The 16437-nt window shown below is 68.2% G+C and carries 13 protein-coding genes and 1 pseudogene; 7 read left to right on the top strand and 7 right to left on the bottom strand.

Features of this window, described 5'->3' with window-relative positions; translation table 11 throughout:
- Window positions 1–8 precede the first annotated feature (8 nt).
- On the bottom strand, window positions 9–1826 hold the full coding sequence (gene atzF, locus QWJ38_RS07195) for an allophanate hydrolase (RefSeq protein WP_290358381.1): 1818 nt from the start codon (window positions 1824–1826) through the stop codon (window positions 9–11).
- 271 nt (window positions 1827–2097) lie between these two features.
- Between atzF and QWJ38_RS07190 the strand changes: the two genes are divergently transcribed.
- The 5 genes from QWJ38_RS07190 (at window position 2098) to QWJ38_RS07170 (ending at window position 5973) form a co-directional block, all read left to right on the top strand.
- The gene (locus tag QWJ38_RS07190) at window positions 2098–2781 is read left to right on the top strand and encodes a cysteine hydrolase family protein (protein ID WP_290358380.1); all 684 of its coding nucleotides are present in this window, start codon (window positions 2098–2100) and stop codon (window positions 2779–2781) included.
- A 38-nt stretch (window positions 2782–2819) separates the two neighbouring features.
- On the top strand, window positions 2820–4424 hold the full coding sequence (locus QWJ38_RS07185) for a hypothetical protein (RefSeq protein ID WP_290358379.1): 1605 nt from the start codon (window positions 2820–2822) through the stop codon (window positions 4422–4424).
- A gap of 145 nt (window positions 4425–4569) precedes the next feature.
- The gene (locus QWJ38_RS07180; protein ID WP_290358378.1) at window positions 4570–5286 is read left to right on the top strand and encodes a helix-turn-helix domain-containing protein; all 717 of its coding nucleotides are present in this window, start codon (window positions 4570–4572) and stop codon (window positions 5284–5286) included.
- A gap of 35 nt (window positions 5287–5321) precedes the next feature.
- A complete protein-coding gene (locus QWJ38_RS07175) occupies window positions 5322–5732 on the top strand; it encodes a DoxX family protein (protein WP_290358377.1) in 411 nt (136 codons plus the stop codon).
- A gap of 10 nt (window positions 5733–5742) precedes the next feature.
- Window positions 5743–5973: a DUF4287 domain-containing protein gene (locus QWJ38_RS07170; protein ID WP_290358376.1), complete on the top strand. Its 231-nt coding sequence runs from the start codon at window positions 5743–5745 to the stop codon at window positions 5971–5973.
- A 34-nt stretch (window positions 5974–6007) separates the two neighbouring features.
- Here the strand turns inward: QWJ38_RS07170 and QWJ38_RS07165 are convergent, their stop codons facing one another.
- From QWJ38_RS07165 to QWJ38_RS07155, 3 genes are read right to left on the bottom strand one after another with little or no spacing between them, the layout of a single operon-like run.
- On the bottom strand, window positions 6008–7384 hold the full coding sequence (locus QWJ38_RS07165; protein WP_290358375.1) for an efflux transporter outer membrane subunit: 1377 nt from the start codon (window positions 7382–7384) through the stop codon (window positions 6008–6010).
- Between the two features lie 29 nt (window positions 7385–7413).
- The gene (locus QWJ38_RS07160; protein ID WP_290358374.1) at window positions 7414–10641 is read right to left on the bottom strand and encodes an efflux RND transporter permease subunit; all 3228 of its coding nucleotides are present in this window, start codon (window positions 10639–10641) and stop codon (window positions 7414–7416) included.
- 3 nt (window positions 10642–10644) lie between these two features.
- A complete protein-coding gene (locus tag QWJ38_RS07155; RefSeq protein ID WP_290358373.1) occupies window positions 10645–11859 on the bottom strand; it encodes an efflux RND transporter periplasmic adaptor subunit in 1215 nt (404 codons plus the stop codon).
- Between the two features lie 281 nt (window positions 11860–12140).
- On the opposite strand from QWJ38_RS07155, the gene QWJ38_RS07150 reads away from it, so the two are divergent.
- A complete protein-coding gene (locus tag QWJ38_RS07150; RefSeq protein WP_290358372.1) occupies window positions 12141–12785 on the top strand; it encodes a TetR/AcrR family transcriptional regulator in 645 nt (214 codons plus the stop codon).
- 84 nt (window positions 12786–12869) lie between these two features.
- Here the strand turns inward: QWJ38_RS07150 and QWJ38_RS07145 are convergent, their stop codons facing one another.
- The 3 genes and pseudogenes from QWJ38_RS07145 to QWJ38_RS07135 form a co-directional block, all read right to left on the bottom strand.
- Entirely contained in the window at window positions 12870–13121 is a 252-nt protein-coding gene (locus tag QWJ38_RS07145) for a hypothetical protein (RefSeq protein WP_290358371.1), read from the bottom strand.
- A 530-nt stretch (window positions 13122–13651) separates the two neighbouring features.
- Window positions 13652–14214, bottom strand: a pseudogene (locus QWJ38_RS07140) (DNA/RNA non-specific endonuclease).
- Window positions 14215–14410: 196 nt separating this feature from the next.
- Window positions 14411–15301, bottom strand: a complete 891-nt coding sequence (locus QWJ38_RS07135; RefSeq protein ID WP_290358370.1) for a LysR family transcriptional regulator — start codon at window positions 15299–15301, stop codon at window positions 14411–14413.
- Window positions 15302–15438: 137 nt separating this feature from the next.
- Here QWJ38_RS07135 and QWJ38_RS07130 point away from each other — a divergent pair, with 137 nt between their 5' ends.
- The gene (locus QWJ38_RS07130; protein ID WP_290358369.1) at window positions 15439–16434 is read left to right on the top strand and encodes a tripartite tricarboxylate transporter substrate binding protein; all 996 of its coding nucleotides are present in this window, start codon (window positions 15439–15441) and stop codon (window positions 16432–16434) included.
- Window positions 16435–16437 lie beyond the last annotated feature (3 nt).

The following is a 16437-nucleotide window of genomic DNA, read 5'->3' as shown; positions in this document are numbered from 1 at the left end:
GATGAAGTTCAGACCTGGCGGGCGGCCATATAGGCACGCCAAGCGCCGAAGTCGGTGATGTCGGTGGCGTCGGCCAGCGCGTGGCCTTCGCAGATGAAGCCGTGCACGCTGCGGCCATCGGCCAGCAGCAGGCTGCCCAGGCCCAGCGGCGCGGGAATCAGGGCTAGCAGCGAGCCGATCTCGGCCAGCGGCACGTCCCAGATCTCGATGGCGATGGCCGCGCCCCCGCCCGCCGCCACACGCTGCAGGCCGGGCTTGGGCGGCACGGTGCCGGCCAGCGCGTGCAGGCGGTAGCAGGGCGCGGTGGTCGTGGCCTCGCGCAAGGTCGCACCGCGGGATGTCAATTGGCCGTTGAGCGGCATGCCAGACAGATGGGCGCCGACCACGGCCAGCGGCAAGGTCGGCGCGCTGGCCGGCCAGCGCAGCGCCGGCTGACTTGCGAGCGGGCGTGCATCGGTGGCGCCCAGCGGCAATGCAACCGCGGCCTGCCAGGCCAGGCCGAAACGGGCCAGCGCGGCATCGGCCTGACCCGGGCCGATGAAGGTGATGCCGAAAGGCAGGCCCTCCGCGGTGAAGCCGGCGGGCAGGGCCAGCGCGCACCAGCCGAGCAGATTGACGAAGTTGGTGTAGCGGCCCAGGCGGGCGTTGACGCCGACCGGGTCGGCATCCAGCGCGGCGAAGCGCGGGTGACCCGGGGTGGTCGGCACCATCAGGAGGTCGACATCCTTCCACAAGGCCGCCAGGTCCCGCTGCGCTTCGCGCAGCGCGTACTGGGCCCGGAAGGTGTCGGTGGCCGTGCGCCCCAACGCGCCCTCGATGACGCGGCGCACGGTCGGGTCGAGCGCCTCGGGCGCGCTCTCCAGCAAGGCTTGCACGACGGCATGGCGCTCGGCGACCCAGGGGCCGTTGTAGAGCAGATCGGCCACCGCGTGCAGCGCTGCGAAGTCCAGCGGGACGATCTCGTGGCCCAGCGAGCGGGCCTGGGCCAGCGCCTGCGGCCAGGCCGCGGCGTACTCGGCGTCGAGCTCTGCGCTCTGCGGCACGCCGATGCACAGCGGCCGCGCCGGCAGGCGTGCCGGGCCCGGCGCGAAGGCGCTGTAGGCGTCTTGCGCATCCGGGCCTTCGATCAGGGCGAGCACGCTGGCGGCATCCTCGACCGTCAGTGCGAACACCGAGACGCAGTCCAGCGTGCGGCAGGCCGGCAGCACGCCGCTCGTACCGACCCGACCGGGCGTGGGCTTGAGGCCGACGACATTGTTGAAGCCGGCGGGCACCCGGCCCGAGCCGGCCGTGTCGGTGCCCAGCGAGAAGGCCACTTCCGCCCGCGCCACGGCCAGTGCGGAGCCCGAACTGGAACCGCCGCTGACCCGCTGCGCATCGAAAGCGCTGCTCGGCCGGCCGTAGGGCGAGCGCGCGCCGACCAAGCCGGTGGCGAACTGGTCGAGATTGGTCTTGCCCAGGCACACCGCGCCGGCATCGAGCAGGCGTTGCACCGCATGCGCACTGGATTGCGGCGTACGCGCAAAAGCCGGGCAGGCCGCCGTGGTGGGCATGCCCGCCACATCGATGTTGTCCTTCACCGCAAAGGGCACGCCGAACAGCGGCAAGGCCGCCAGCAGCGCCGCGCGATCGGCTGCCACGGCCTCGCGCGCTTCGAGCGCCGCGAGCTGGGCCTCCAGTTCCGCCGCACTGGCGCGGTGGATCCAGACCGCATCCACCGCCCGGCCCAGCCGCGCGACGCGGGCTTCCAGCAGCGCGCGCGGGGCAGCGCCGCCGAGGTAGGCCTGCCGCCAGTCACCGAGGGTGTGGAGTGTCTGCTCGTCCATGGTGCACTTTCTTGTATACAAGCTGGGATGTGAGCATCAACCGTGCCAGCTCGGGCGTCACGATGCGCACCAATCCGCCTGCAGCCGGTGATCGAGCCGCACACGACCGCGCCCCTCAGTGGCGGTCCGGTGTCCGGCTGTCGCTGCCGTCGATGGCTTGCTTCTTGCTGTCAGCTTGTCAGCTAACTGGAATACCAGTGGGTGTGCATCAATCTGGGGAACCCACGCCCCAAGTCGATACGGGAAGCCCCTGCAAGGAGTGCATGCCGCCATGTCCACGCGCATCACCGTCGACGCCCTGCCCCAGCCGCTGACGCTGGACCCGGCGCGCACGGCCGTCGTGATCATCGACATGCAGCGCGACTTCATCGAGCCCGGCGGCTTCGGTGAAAGCCTGGGCAACGACGTGTCCCTGCTGCGCGCGGCCATCGCCCCCTGCCAGGCGCTGCTGGCCGGCGCGCGGCAGGCGGGCATGCTGGTGATTCATACCCGCGAAGGCCACCGGCCCGACCTCAGCGATGCGCCGCCCGCTAAGCTCGAACGCGGGGCGCCGAGCCTGCGCATTGGTGCCGCCGGCCCGATGGGACGCATCCTCGTGCGCGGCGAGCCGGGCCATGAACTGATCCCGGAGCTGCGCCCGCTGGACGGCGAGCCGGTGATCGACAAGCCCGGCAAGGGCGCTTTCTATGCCACCGATCTCGGCGCCGTGCTGCAGCACCGCGGCATCGAAACGCTGATCGTCTGCGGCGTGACGACGGAGGTCTGCGTGCACACCACCGTGCGCGAGGCCAATGACCGCGGCTACCGCTGCCTGGTGCCCGGCGATTGCTGCGCCTCCTACTTCCCCGAGTTCCACGAGGCCGGCCTGCGCATGATCGCCGCGCAGGGCGGCATCTTCGGCTGGGTCAGCGATTCGGAGCGCGTGCTCGCCGGCTTGAGCGCAGGGTCGCACTAACTTTTTATGCCTACGCCACCAACCACGCAGGAGCGACCATGACGACGACCACGTCTCCCACCTCGTCCCAGTTGCCCAGGATCTGGGTGCCCGGCGACTGGAACGCCTTCTTCGGCTTCGGCACCAACATCCTCGTCAACCTGCTGGTGCTGACCGGGCTGCTGCGCTTCGTGCTGAAGATGCCGGACGAGCTGGTGTTCGGCCGCATCCTGCCGGCCGCCGGGCTGATGATGTGCCTGTCCACGCTCTACTACGCCTGGCTGGCCTACAAGCTCGCCCGCGACAGCGGTCGCGATGACGTCTGCGCCCTACCCTCGGGCATCAGCGTGCCGCATATGTTCGTCGTGGTCTTCGTCATCATGCTGCCGATCACGCTGAAGACCGGTGATCCGGTCAAGGGCTGGGAGGCGGGCCTGACCTGGGTCTTCGTGCAGAGCTTCGTGCTGATGGCCGGCGGCTTCGTCGCGCCGCTGATCCGCCGCATCACGCCGCGTGCCGCCCTGCTCGGCACGCTGGCCGGCGTGTCCATCGCCTTCATCGCCCTGCGCCCGGCGCTGGAAATGTTCATGACGCCGCTGCTGGGCCTGGTGTGCTTTTCCATCATCCTGGTCAGCTGGTTCGGCGGCGTGCGCTGGTTCCGCGGCATCCCGGCCGGCCTGGTGGCCATTGCCCTGGGCTGCCTCATCGCCTGGGGCTCGGCGGCCCTGGGCTTTTCCATAGGCGGCATGAGCCTGGCCGCGCTGACGGCCTCCTTCACCAACTTCGGCTTCTCCGTGCCGCTGCCGGCCGTCGGCCATGTGTTCTCGGGTTTCGAGTTCCTGTCCGTGATCCTCGTCACCGCCATTCCCTTCGGCATCTACGACCTCGTGGAGGCGATGGACAATGTGGAAAGTGCCGCGGCCGGCGGCGACAGCTTCCCGACCACGCGCGTGCTGAGCGCCGACGGCGTGGTGAGCCTGGTCGGCTGCCTGATGGGCAATCCCTTCATCAACGCCGTCTACATCGGCCATCCGGGCTGGAAGGCCATGGGCGGGCGCATCGGCTATTCGGCCGCCACCGGCATCGTCGTGCTGCTGATGTGCTGGCTGGGCATCATCTCGGCGATGACCTCGCTGATTCCGGTGGTGGCGATCTCGCCCATCCTGCTCTACATCGGCATGCTGATAGGCGCGCAGGCCTTCCAGGAGACGCCGCGCAGCCACGCGCCGGCCGTCATCCTGGCCTTCATGCCGCACCTGGCCGCCTGGGGCAAGCTGCAGATCGACAACGCGCTGGGCGCGGCCGGCACCAGCGCCGCCGCCGTCGGCCTCGACAAGCTCGGGCAGACCGGGGTGCTGTACCACGGGCTCGAGGTGCTGGGCGGCGGCGCCATCCTCGGCGGCCTGGTGCTGGGCGCCATCGCGGTCTGCATCATCGACCGCCAGCTGAGCAAGGCCGCCGCCTTTGCCGCGGCCGGCGCCGTGCTGAGCTTCCTGGGCTTCATGCACGGCGAGCAGATCGGCGTGGGCCAGAGCCCCGCGGTGGCGGCGAGCTATCTGGGCTTTGCCGTCGTGCTGCTGCTGAGCGGCCGTTTCGCCGCGCTGGCACCGCCGCAGCCTGCGCCCCACGAAAATCTGGTCGAGGCGCATCCGGCAGCGGCCTAGGCTTGCGGTGCAAGCCGATGTGCGCGGGCATCGACAAGGCCAGCGGCCGCAGGCAGCGGCCCCGGGCGACGCGGGCTTGCGATTGCAGGCGCTGAGCAAGCGACTATGCTGGCCCTCTCGCAGGCAAGTCGAGCGGACAGACAAGATGTTGATCGCCTTTGAGGACCGCCCCTCGGACTCTCCTTTGGTGGAGCGGGTATGGCGCAGCCGCAGCGAACAGGCGGGGTCCTTTCACTCCATGGCCAGCTGCAACTGGGTCATGGTCGTGTCGCGTGTGAATGGCAGGGTCTTCATGACCGTGCGCGGTCCGGAGACCCGGGCATCGGTGGCCGAGTGCCCGCCCGACGGCGAGTGGATCGGCATTCACTTCAGGCTGGGCAGCTTCATGCCCGAGTTCCCCAACCGAGCGCTGCGCGATCGGAACGACTCGACGCTGCCCGATCTGTCCGGACTATCGTTCTGGCTTGCGGGTTCGGCCTGGGAATATCCATCGTTCGACAACGCAGACGTGTTTGTGGAACGCCTGCGCAGCAAAGGCCTGTTGGCGTCGGATCCCTATGTCCGGTCTGCGCTCGAACGCCGCCCAGGCTCAAGCAGCCGGCGCACCGAGCAGCGGCATTTCCTGCGAGCCTCCGGAATCACCCAGGTCACGGCACGCCAGATCGAACGCGCGCGCCGAGCCGCCTACTGCCTGCAAAACGGCCTGCCCATCCTCCAGGTCGTCCACGATATGGGGTACTTCGACCAAGCCCACCTGAGCCGCTCCATGCAGCACTTCATCGGCCGGACGCCGGCGCAGGTCGCGCGTGGCGAAGGCCAGTTGTCGCTTTTGTACAAGCCAGACGAGCTCCGACTTGATTAAGGTGCATGCATCTTTCTGAGTGAAAGGCACACACCATGTCGGTCGAAACACAAGCCATCGCGCCCAGCATGCTCTGGGCTGGCCGGGTCATCAGCGGCCTGGTCATCGCCTTCCTGCTTCTGGATGCGGGGATGAAGCTGGTCCCGCTGCGGCCCGTCCTCGATGCCATGCAAAGCCTCGGCTTTTCGGGCGGTGATTCGCTGGCGCGCGCAATGGGCCTGCTGCTGCTGGCATGCACGCTCCTGTACGCCCTTCCCGGCACCGCACCGCTCGGCGCACTGCTGTTGACCGGCTACCTCGGCGGAGCCATTGCCGTGCAGCTGCGGGCCGGCAATCCCTGGTTCAGCCACGTGCTGTTCGGGGCCTATGTCGGCATCGCGCTATGGGCAGGGCTACTGCTGCGGAGCTCGCCCCTGCGCGCCCTGCTCTTCCCCTCCATTCCCTAGGTGACGCGCTATGAGCTTCCAGGCCTATATCGACAACATCCGGCTGAAGACGGGCAAAGGCCCGTCGGAATTCAGGCGACTCGCTGCGGACAAGGGGTGGATGGAAGACGGGAAGCTCCGCGCCGAGGTCAAGGCCTCGCTGGTCGTCGCCTGGCTCAAGACCGACTTCTCGCTGGGGCACGGTCATGCCATGGCCATCGTCGCGGTCCTCAAGGGAGCCCATCCGGCCGAGAAGACGTAGGACCGTCAGCGGCCATCGACCGGGGGGCGGGCGCTCAGGCCCAGCCGCCGCCCAGTGCCTTGATCAGGCCGACGGTGGCCAGGTACTGCGCCGCGCGCACCTGCAGGGCCTGGCGGCGCAGGTCCAGCTCGCTGCGGCGCGAGTCCAGCAGCTCCAGCTGGCTGACCAGGCCGTTGCGGTAGCGCGATTCCGACAGCTTGGTCGCCCGCGTGGCCGAGGCCACCGCCGTGGCCTGCACCTCGCCCTGCGCGGCCAGCAGCTGCAGCGCGCTCAGTTGGTCCTCCACGTCCTTGAAGGCCAGCAGCACCTGTTCGCGGTAGCCGGCCGCGGCGGCATCCATCTCGGCGGCGGCATTCTGCACGCCGGCTTCGCGGCGGCCGCCGTCGAACAGCGGCAGGTTCAAGAGCGCATTGATGCCCCACAGCCCGGCCGAGGTCTTGAACAGATCGGACAGGGCCGGCGAGGCGCCGCCGGCCGTGGCCGTCAGCGACAGGGTCGGGAACCAGGCCGTCTGCGCGACGCCCACGCGGGCCTGCGCCGCCTGCAGGCTGGCCTGGGCGGCGGTCACGTCGGGGCGGCGCGCCAGCAGGCTGCTGGGCAGGCCGGCCGGAATCTGCGGCAGGGTGCCGGTCCATTGTGTTTCGGCCACGCTCAGCTCGCTCGGCAGCGTGCCGACCAGCAGGGCCAGCGCATGCTCCAGCGCGGCGCGCCGACGGTCCAGCGCGATCGCCAGCGACTGCGTGGCCGCCACCTCGGTGCGCACCCGCGCCACGTCCAGCTCGGCGATGTCGCCGCCGGCATGGCGCTTCTCGGTCAGGCGCAGGGTGTCCTGGTAGGCGGCCACCGTGTCGCGCATCAGCGCGCGCTCGGCGTCCAGCGCGCGCAAGGCGAAATAGGCCTGCGCCACATCGGCCTGCACCAGCAGCTGCGCCGACTGCAAGAGCGCCTCGCGGGCCTTGGCATCGAGCGCCGCCGCCTCGCTGGCCTTGCTGAGCCGGCCCATCACGTCGACCTCGTAGGACAGGTTCAAGCCCGCCGTGTACAGCGTGCCGGCCGTGGCATTGGCCCGCGCGGCATCGCCGCCGAGGCGGCTGGCGCCGGCATTGGCACTCACTTGCGGCAGCAGCTCGGCCCGCGAAGCGCGCAGCAACGCGCGCGCCTGGGCCAGCCGCGCGCCGGCCAGCTGGATGCTGGTGTTGTGGGCCAGCGCGCGCTCGGTCAGCGCGTCGAGCCGTGGGTCGGCGAAGGCCTTCCACCATTCGGCCTGGGCGCTGGCCGTGGGGCCGGCCGCCTGGCCGCTCTTGTAGGCCGCCGGCGTGTCGGGCAGCGGATGCGGCTCCTGCACCGCCACGTTGGCGCAGCCGGCCAGGACGAGCGCGGCGATCAGAGGAAGCAGAGAGATCGTTCTCATTGTTTTCACCTCATCAATCAATCAATCGTTCATTCATGTTCATGGCGTGCCGCGGCGGGCACCGCCTTGTTCAAGGTGCCACCGGCAAAGGCTTCTTCTAGATGCGGCACCTCGCCGTGCAGCTTCAGGGGCCGGTTGCCGGTCAGCTGGCGCAGGAAGACATAGAACACCGGCGTCAGGAAGAGGCCGAAGGCGGTCACGCCTATCATTCCGGCGAACACGGCCACGCCCATGGCGGCGCGCATCTCGGAGCCGGCGCCGGTCGCCAGCACCAGGGGCAGCACGCCCATCACGAAGGCCATCGAGGTCATCAGGATCGGCCGCAGGCGCAGCCGCGCCGCCTCGATCGCGGCGGCCAAGGGCTTGCGGCCGGCGAACTCCAGCTCGCGGGCGAACTCGACGATCAGGATCGCGTTCTTGGCGCTCAAGCCCACCAGCACCATCAGCCCGATCTGGGTGAAGACGTTGTTGTCGCCCTTGGTCAGCCAGACGCCGGTCATCGCGGCCAGCAGGCCCATCGGCACGATCAAGAGGATGGCCAGCGGCAGGGTCAGGCTCTCGTACTGCGCGGCCAGCACCAGGAAGACCAGCAGGATGGCCAGCGGAAAGACCCAGACCGCCGAGTTGCCGGCCAGGATCTCCTGGTAGGTCAGCTCGGTCCACTCGTAGCTGATGCCGGGCGGCAGCGTCTCGGCGGCGATGCGCTTGATCGCATCCTGCGCCTGGCCCGAGCTGAAGCCCGGCGCCGGGCCGCCGTTGATGTCGGCGGACAGGAAGCCGTTGTAGCGCATCGCCCGCTCCGGGCCCACCGAATGCTCGACCTTCATCAGCGCCGACAGCGGCACCATCTCGCCGCTGTTCGAACGCACCTTCAGCTGGCCTACGTCCTCGGCCCGCGCGCGGTAGGCGGCATCGGCCTGCACCCGCACCGAATAGGTCCGGCCGAACTTGTTGAAGTCGTTGACGTAGAGGCTGCCGAGGTAGATCTGCATCGTGTCGAACACATCGGTCACCGCCACGCCCAGCTGGCGCGCCTTGGTGCGGTCGATGTCGGCATAGAGCTGCGGCACATTGACCTGGTAGCTGGAGAACATGCCGGCCAGCTCGGGCGTCTGGTAGGCCTTGGCCATGAAGGCCTTGACCGCCTGGTCCAGCGCCTCGTAGCCGAGGCCGCCGCGGTCCTCCAGCTGCAGCTTGAAGCCGCCGGTCGTGCCCAGGCCCTGCACCGGCGGCGGCGGGAACATCACGACGAAGGCCTCCTGGATCGCGCCGAACTGGGCGTTCATCGCGCCCGCGATCTCGCCGGCCGACAGGCCCTTGCCACGGCGCTCCTCGAAGGGCTTCAAGGCCACGAAGACGATGCCGGAGTTGGAGCTGTTGGTGAAGCCGTTGATCGACAGGCCGGGGAAGGCGATCGCATGCTCGACGCCGGGCGTCTTCAGGGTGATATCGCTCATGCGGCGGATCACGTCCTCGGTGCGGTCCAGGGTCGCGCCATCGGGCAGCTGGGCGAAGCCGATCAGGTACTGCTTGTCCTGCGCCGGCACGAAACCGCCGGGCACTGCCTTGAACAGGCCCACGGTCAGCAGGGCCAGGCCGGCGTAGAGGATGAGCATCGCCGTCTTGCGACCGATCGCGCGCTGCACGCCGCGGCCATAGGCTGCGGAGCCGCGCCCGAACAGACGGTTGAAGCCGGCGAAGAAGCGGCCGAAGAGCCTGTCCATGCCGCGGGTCAGCGCGTCCTTCGGCGCGTCGTGGCCCTTCAGCAGCAGGGCCGCCAGGGCCGGCGACAGGGTCAGCGAGTTGATCGCCGAGATCACCGTCGAGATCGCGATCGTCAGCGCGAACTGGCGATAGAACTGCCCGGTCAGGCCGCTGATGAAGGCCAGCGGCACGAACACGGCCACCAGCACCAGGGCGATCGCGATGATGGGCCCGCTGACCTCGCGCATCGCGCGATACGTGGCGTCACGCGGAGACAGCCCGGCTTCGATATTGCGTTCGACGTTCTCGACCACCACGATCGCATCGTCGACGACGATGCCGATCGCCAGCACCAGGCCGAACAGGCTCAGCGCATTGATCGAGAAGCCGAACAGATGCATGACCGCAAAGGTGCCGACCACCGACACCGGCACGGCCAAGAGCGGGATGATGGACGCGCGCCAGGTCTGCAGGAACAGGATCACCACCAGCACCACCAGGGCCACCGCCTCCAGCAGCGTGTGCACGACCGACTCGATCGAGGCCCGCACGAACTGCGTCGGGTCGTAGACGATGGAATAGTCGACGCCCTCGGGCATGAAGGGCTTCAGCTCGGCCATGGTCGCGCGCACCTGGTCCGAGATCTGGATTGCGTTGGAGCCCGGCGCGGCGAAGATCGGCACGGCCACCGCGTCCTTGTTGTCCAGCAGCGAGCGCAGCGCATAGCCGGAGGCGCCCAGCTCGATGCGGCCGAGCTCGCGCAGATGCGTGACCGCGCCGTTCTCGGTCTTGACGATGATGTCGCCGAACTCCTGCTCGTTCTGCAGCCGGCCCTGGGCATTGATGGACAGCTGGGTGTCGATGCCGGCCAGGCCCGGCGAGGCGCCGACGACGCCGGCCGCGGCCTGGATGTTCTGGCTGCGGATCGCGTTGACCACGTCACCGGCCGACAGGCCATGCTGGGCCACCTTCTGCGGGTCCAGCCACACGCGCATCGCGTAGTCGCCCGAGCCGAACAGCTGCACGTCGCCGACGCCCTGCAGCCGCGCCAGCCGGTCCTTGACGTTCAAGAGCGCGTAGTTGCGCAGATAGGTCATGTCGTAGCGACCGGTCGGCGACAAGAGGTGCACGACCATGGTCAGGTCGGGCGAGCTCTTGATCGTCGTCACGCCCAGGCGCTTGACCTCCTCGGGCAGCCGCGGCTCGGCCTGCGCGACGCGGTTCTGCACCAGCTGCTGGGCCTTGTCCGGGTCGGTGCCCAGCTTGAAGGTGACGGTCAAGGTCATCAGGCCGTCGGTGGTCGCCTGGCTGCCCATATAAAGCATGCCCTCGACGCCGTTGAGCGCCTCTTCCAGCGGCGTGGCCACCGTCTCGGCGATCACCTTGGGGTTGGCGCCGGGGTAGTTGGCCCGCACGACGACCGAGGGCGGCACGACCTCGGGGTACTCGGAGATGGGCAGGCCGCGCACGGCGATCAGGCCGGCCAGCACCATCAGCACCGAGATGACGCCGGCGAAGATCGGCCGGTCGATGAAGAACTTGGACAGGTTCATGGCTCAGCCCTTCTGTGCCGTGTTGTTCTTAGCCTGGATCTCCGGCTTGGCATCCATCGCGACCGGGGTCGGCGCCAGCAGCGCGCCGGGCCGCACCCGCTGCAGGCCGTTGACGACGATGCGCTCGTCGGCCTTCAGCCCCTCGGTGACGATGCGCAGGCCGCCCGAGGGCGCACCCAGCTTGACCTCGCGGTACTCGGCCTTGTTGTCGGCGCCGACGACGATGACGAAGCGCTTGCTCTGGTCGGTGCCGACCGCGCGCTCGTTGACCAGCAGCGCCTGCTGCTTGCTTGACTGGCCCATGCGCAGGCGGGCGAACTGGCCCGGCATCAGGCTGCCGTCCTTGTTCTCGAACACCGCCCGCACCCGCACCGTGCCGCTCTTCGCATTGATCTGGTTGTCGATCAGCTGCAGCTTTCCTTCCAGCGGCGTGCCGTCCGAGCCCATCGTGCCCATCTGCACCGGGATGCGCTCCAGCCGGTTGCGCTCGCCCAGCGCCTTGGCGATGACCTGCTCGTCGGCGTCGAAGCTGGCGTAGATCGGGCTGACCGACACCAGGGTCGTCAGCAGCGGCGCGGCCGGGCCGGCGGCGACCTGGTTGCCGACGGTGATCTCCAGCCGCCCGACCCGGCCCGCGACCGGGGCGCGCACCTGGGTGTAGCCGAGGTTTAGCTTGGCCGACTGCAGGCCGGCCTGGGCCGAGCGCAGATTCGCGTCCGCCTCGCGCTGGGCATTGCTGCGCTCGTCGAACTCGCGCTGCGCGATCGCCTGCTCGGCCCACAGGCGCTGGGCCCGGGCCACATCGCTGCTGGTGTAGAGGGCCCGGGCCTTGGCAGCGGCCACCTGGGCCTCGGCGCGGTCGACCTCGGCCTGGTAGGGCGCCGGGTCGATGGTGATCAAGAGATCGCCCTGCTTCACCAGCGCGCCCTCGCGGAAGTGCACGGCCTGCACGGTGCCGGGCACGCGGGGGCGCAGCTCGACCCGCTCGACCGCCTCCAGCCGGCCCGAGAACTCGTCCCAGGTGGCGATCTCGCTGGCCTGCACCACGGCCACCGAAACTGGGGTGGCCGGCGGGGCCGGCGGCGGCGCGTCGGCCTCTGCCGAGCTGAGGCCGAAGATCGCGGCCGAGACGGCGGTGATCGCCGTCAGCGCGGTGAAGGCGGTGCCGGCGACCCAGAGGCGGCGGCTTGATCGGGCATCGGATGCTTGCGTGGACATGAAGGAACTCCTGGGCAAGAAGATTTCTGGGCAATGCAGCGGCTTCACCGGGGCCTGGGCGGCCTTCGGCGAGGGCTGAGGAAAAAGGATCTACCGGGCGATCAAGGCGCCGGGCAATGCACGGCGCTTCGGGCGGTCAACAACAAGACCGCGGGGGAGCAAGGCAGGCTGGACATGGCATGATGAGCCTCTATTCGACATTCCGTAATGACCATTACGGTTTATGAGCTGCAATGTAGTCGCCTTGTTTTCGGGCGTCAAGACATTTATTATCGATCGTTATGGAAATCGAAAAAACCGACTCCTGCAAGGCGGCGGCCAAGCCGCGCGGCCGGCCGCTGTCCTTCGACCGCGACCAGGCGCTGGAGCAGGCCATGCATGTGTTCTGGCAGCGGGGCTATGAGGCCGCGTCGATCGCCGAGCTGACCGGCGCGATGGGCATTACCGCGCCCAGCCTCTACACCGCCTTCGGTGACAAGGAGCGGCTGTTCCTGGAAGCGATCGAGCGCTATGCCACCGGCCCCGGCGGCGGCTATCCGCGCGCGCTGGAGGAGGAGCCGACCGCCTATCTGGCCATCAAGCGCTGCCTGGAAGAGGCGGCCGAGGAACTGACCCGGCCCTGCCACCCGCCCGGCTGCATGGTCACGATGGCGGCCACCAACTGCTCGGTCGCCTCGGCCCATATCCAGGCCGCGCTGGCCAAGCGCCGCGCGGCCGCAGACGCGGGCGTGCGCTGCCGCATCGAGCACGGCATCCAAAACGGCGAGTTGCCGGCCGACACCGACGCCGCCGCGCTGGCCAATTTCTACGCCACCGTGTTCCGCGGCATGTCCATCCAGGCCACCGACGGCGCCAGCCGCGAAAGCCTGCTGGCAACGGCGGCGGCTGCCATGCGCGCCTGGCCCGGCGTACCGCAAGCATCCTGAGCAGCGATCGCGACCGCGTACAGCAAGCAAGATCGCTGGCGCGGCGTGAGCAAAGGGTTTGTCTAGAAGACTAGCGGCAGTCCACTAGGAAAGTCGGTGCGATTCGCTATCCCTTCGCGAGGCCCCAGGCCGGCACCGGATCGCGACCTCGCTGGCTTCCGACAACAGGGTGACCAGGGCAACGTGGGCTTGCTGGCTGGCGAGTTCCAAGATGTGGCGCCTGCGCGGGCACGGAACAAGGTTGTCGATCGCATGCCGAAAGAAATCGCGCGCAGCCAGCTTACGACGGGTCTCGGCAATGCAAAACGCCTCGAAGGCGTAGAAGTGATCGAGCATGGCGCACGTCAGATGGTGCGTCTGCAAAGCCCGCGATGTGAATCAGCGTTCCAGGGCACGAAGGAGAAACGCTTACGGGAGATGCATGGAGTCTAGGCGAACTCCATCGAATCGCGCGAAAGCATGCGGCGGTGTCCTACACCAAGGCAGCTGTCAGCAAGCCGTATGGGGCGCTGCTTTGGCCCTGCTTGTACCAGTTCGGCCCTAGCTGAATATTGGCCGTCTGCTTCCCGGCATCGAGATGGCGAGGCGAAGGTCAGTAAATGGTCGGGACCGGAGGACCGCGCAAGAGCGAAGCGGTCAATGACACTGGCCGACCGGCATCGCGAAAGCTCTGCGACCGCGGTACAGCGCACTGCAGCCATTCCGATCAGCGCCCATTGCCCAGGCGCAATGACTGCTCGGTGTCGGACACCGTGAGCAAGCCAGCCGCCGGTCAATGGCAAAGAACACTGCTGAACAGAAGCTGGCCCCGGGCTTTAGAGGCAAGGAGCCAGCCCTTCAAAAGGCCGACCGGCATTTCACTGCCGTCAGTTGCAGCCGTTGGCAGTCAAGAAGTCCGTGCCACGTACGCGCTCGCTCGTGCCATTGCTGCCGCCACCATCCACATTGGTGAACTTGAGCGTGACCTTGGCGCCATTGCTTTGCCGGGTGATGGTCATTGAGAAGGTCGAAGGTACAAGAGCCGAACTGCTCGGATGGCCGACATCAATGCTGTAGCGCATGGCGCCGGAGGCCAATGCGCCGCACTGGGCCATCTTGTGGTCGAGCTGCGCCCAGTTGCCGCGATTGAAGTTGGCGTCCTGCGGCACGATGTTCGCGCGTCCCCCCAACCGCCCAGCTGCGACCCGATCAAATGGCCACCGTCATAGTCATTGCTGGGGTTTTCCGCATCGCCCCATTGGCCAATGCTGGTCTGACAGCTGTCAATTCGAGCGGCGGCCGTGATGGGCGGCAAATCTGCATACGCCTTGTCGGGCCGCCCCGAGCTGTCGATGTAGTAGTACTCGCCGTTGAGGTTGTGCCACTTGACGCGGTCGGCCGTGGGGAAGAACTTCACGCAGTCGGAGATCGCCTCGGGCCTCGCCTCCATGATCTTGGACATTTATGCGCCGGTGTTTTCCTGGGTGCACGGACTCCGCCGCGGGCAGCAATTGGCTCATTTAGACGCGGTTGGCACGCAGCATCGGTGGGCTTGATGCTCCACGACGCGCACGCCGGCCTTGCCTCTCGCATCGAGCGGTCCACCATCGAAGATCTGCACGGCCTTACGGGGCTGCCCGCTGTTCCTATTTCGGATCCACCAGCAACTGCGCCATCAATGTCTGGACTATTGCAAGACCTGGCGGCGCGGTCCGCCGCCTCAGCGTTACAAGCCCGAAGCGGGCCGTTGCAGCAAGCGGCGGCTGCATCGATAACTCGACCAGGTCTGGCGCAGCGGCACTGACCGCCAGCAGCACCGCGTCGCTCCGCCTCGCCACGTCCACGAGACTGGGGATTTCCTCGCAGCGCAGCGTGACGCACTCGTCCGGATGGGCGCGTGGCCCATAGCGCTCGATCAGAATGCGGGCGACCTCGTCCGAGAGCGGCGTCGAGGCGATCGGATAGTGCAGCAACTCATCGAAGCCGACGCCGCCGCGCCGCCTGGCCAGCGGATGAGCACGGCGCACCATGAAGGCCGCCCGCATCTCGTGCACGAACTGCGCGTTCAGGTCCGCCGCGGGACGCAGCGAGCGCGCATCGACAACCAGCGCGTCCAGCGTTCGCTCGCGCAGCGACCGCAACAGCAATTCCGTGCTGGCGCGGGCAATCTCAACGCGTAAACCGGGCCGATCCTGCGCCATCTTCAGCAGCAGTGGTGTCATCAGCATCGCGCCGGGGCCCGAGCCCATGCCAATGCGCAGAACGCCTCGCTGGGCCTCACCGGCAAGGCGGCCGCTGTCGCGCAGATCGTCGGCGGCCAACACGAGTTCGCGGGCCCGCTCGACGGCATCGCGCCCGAAGGGGGTCAGCTCGCTGCGGCGGCCGATGCGATCGAACAGCGGCTGGCCGAGTTCGCTTTCGAGCGCGCGGATGCTGCGGCTCAACGCCGGCTGGGTCAGGAACAGCGCGGCGGCCGACTGGCTGAAGGAGCCCGTCTGGGCCAGCGAGATCAGGTGACGGAGCTGGACGAGGGTCATGGATGGGTCGATCAGCGATCGAACTTAAAACTCATGGTAATTCAAAGAACAATGCATTGGACATTGAATTGGGCGACTTCTACATTGAAGCAGCCAATCCGCTGCGGCCCGCCTGCCGACCGTCCCAGGAGTTCCTCATGTCCAAGTTCAGCGTTCTTCGATCCCTGGCCTTCTCGGCTGTCACCGCCGGCTTGATGCTCGGCCATGGCGTGGCGCTCGCCGAGGTTTACCCAGTCAAGCCAGTCAACCTGATGGTTCCGTATCCGGCCGGCGGCCCGTCGGATGCGATCGCGCGCATCTTCGCGAACCCGCTGGGCAGGGAACTGGGGCAGCAGGTGCTGGTCGAGAACCTGGGCGGCGTCAGCGGCGCGCTGGGCGCGCAGAAGGTGCTGGCGGCGCCCGCCGACGGCTACTACATGTTCCAGGGCTCGCCCAACGAGGTGATCCTCTCGCCGCTGGCCAATGCGGCGGTGAAGCTGAAGACGGAAGACTTCCGCCTCGTGCATCCGGTGTCCGACGCGGTGATGGTCTTTGTGACGCGCAAGGACCTGCCGGTCAACAGCGTCGACGAGCTGATCGCACTGGCCCGCAAGTCGGCGGACAAGCCGCTGACCTATGGCAGCGTCGGCGTCGGCTCGCTCTACCACCTGATCGTCGAGAGCGTCCAGGCGAACACGGGCGTCACGCTGGCGCACGTCCCGTACAAGGGGAACGCGCCGCTGCTGCAGGACATCGGCGGGGGTCAGGTCGATTTCGCGGTGCTGGTCTACAGCGCCGCGATGGGGGCGCTGGCCGAGCAAGGCAGGCTGAAGGTGATCGGCCAGCTCGGCGCACAGCGCTCGGAGCTGCTGAAGAATGTGCCGACAGCGGCTGAGGGCCAAGCGCTGAAGAACTTCTCGTACAAGGTCTGGACCGGCTATATGGTGCCGAAGAGCACGCCCGAGCCCGTCGTGGCCCGCCTGCATGCGGCAATCGGCAAGACGCTGCAGGATCCGTCGGTGCGCGCGCAACTGGCCGTCCAGACCCAGGTCGCCTCGCCGCCGATGAGCCTGGCCGAGTCGGCCAAGTTCTTCGAGACCGAGACCGCGCGCTATCGCGCGATCGCCAAGCAGATCCACCTGCAGCCGCAGTGAGTC

It is taken from the genome of Roseateles violae, assembly GCF_030410485.1.
Classification (GTDB): Bacteria; Pseudomonadota; Gammaproteobacteria; order Burkholderiales; family Burkholderiaceae_C; genus Roseateles_D; species Roseateles_D violae.
The sequence above is the reverse complement of the archived record's forward strand: the minus strand, read 5'-3'. Positions and strand labels throughout refer to the sequence as shown.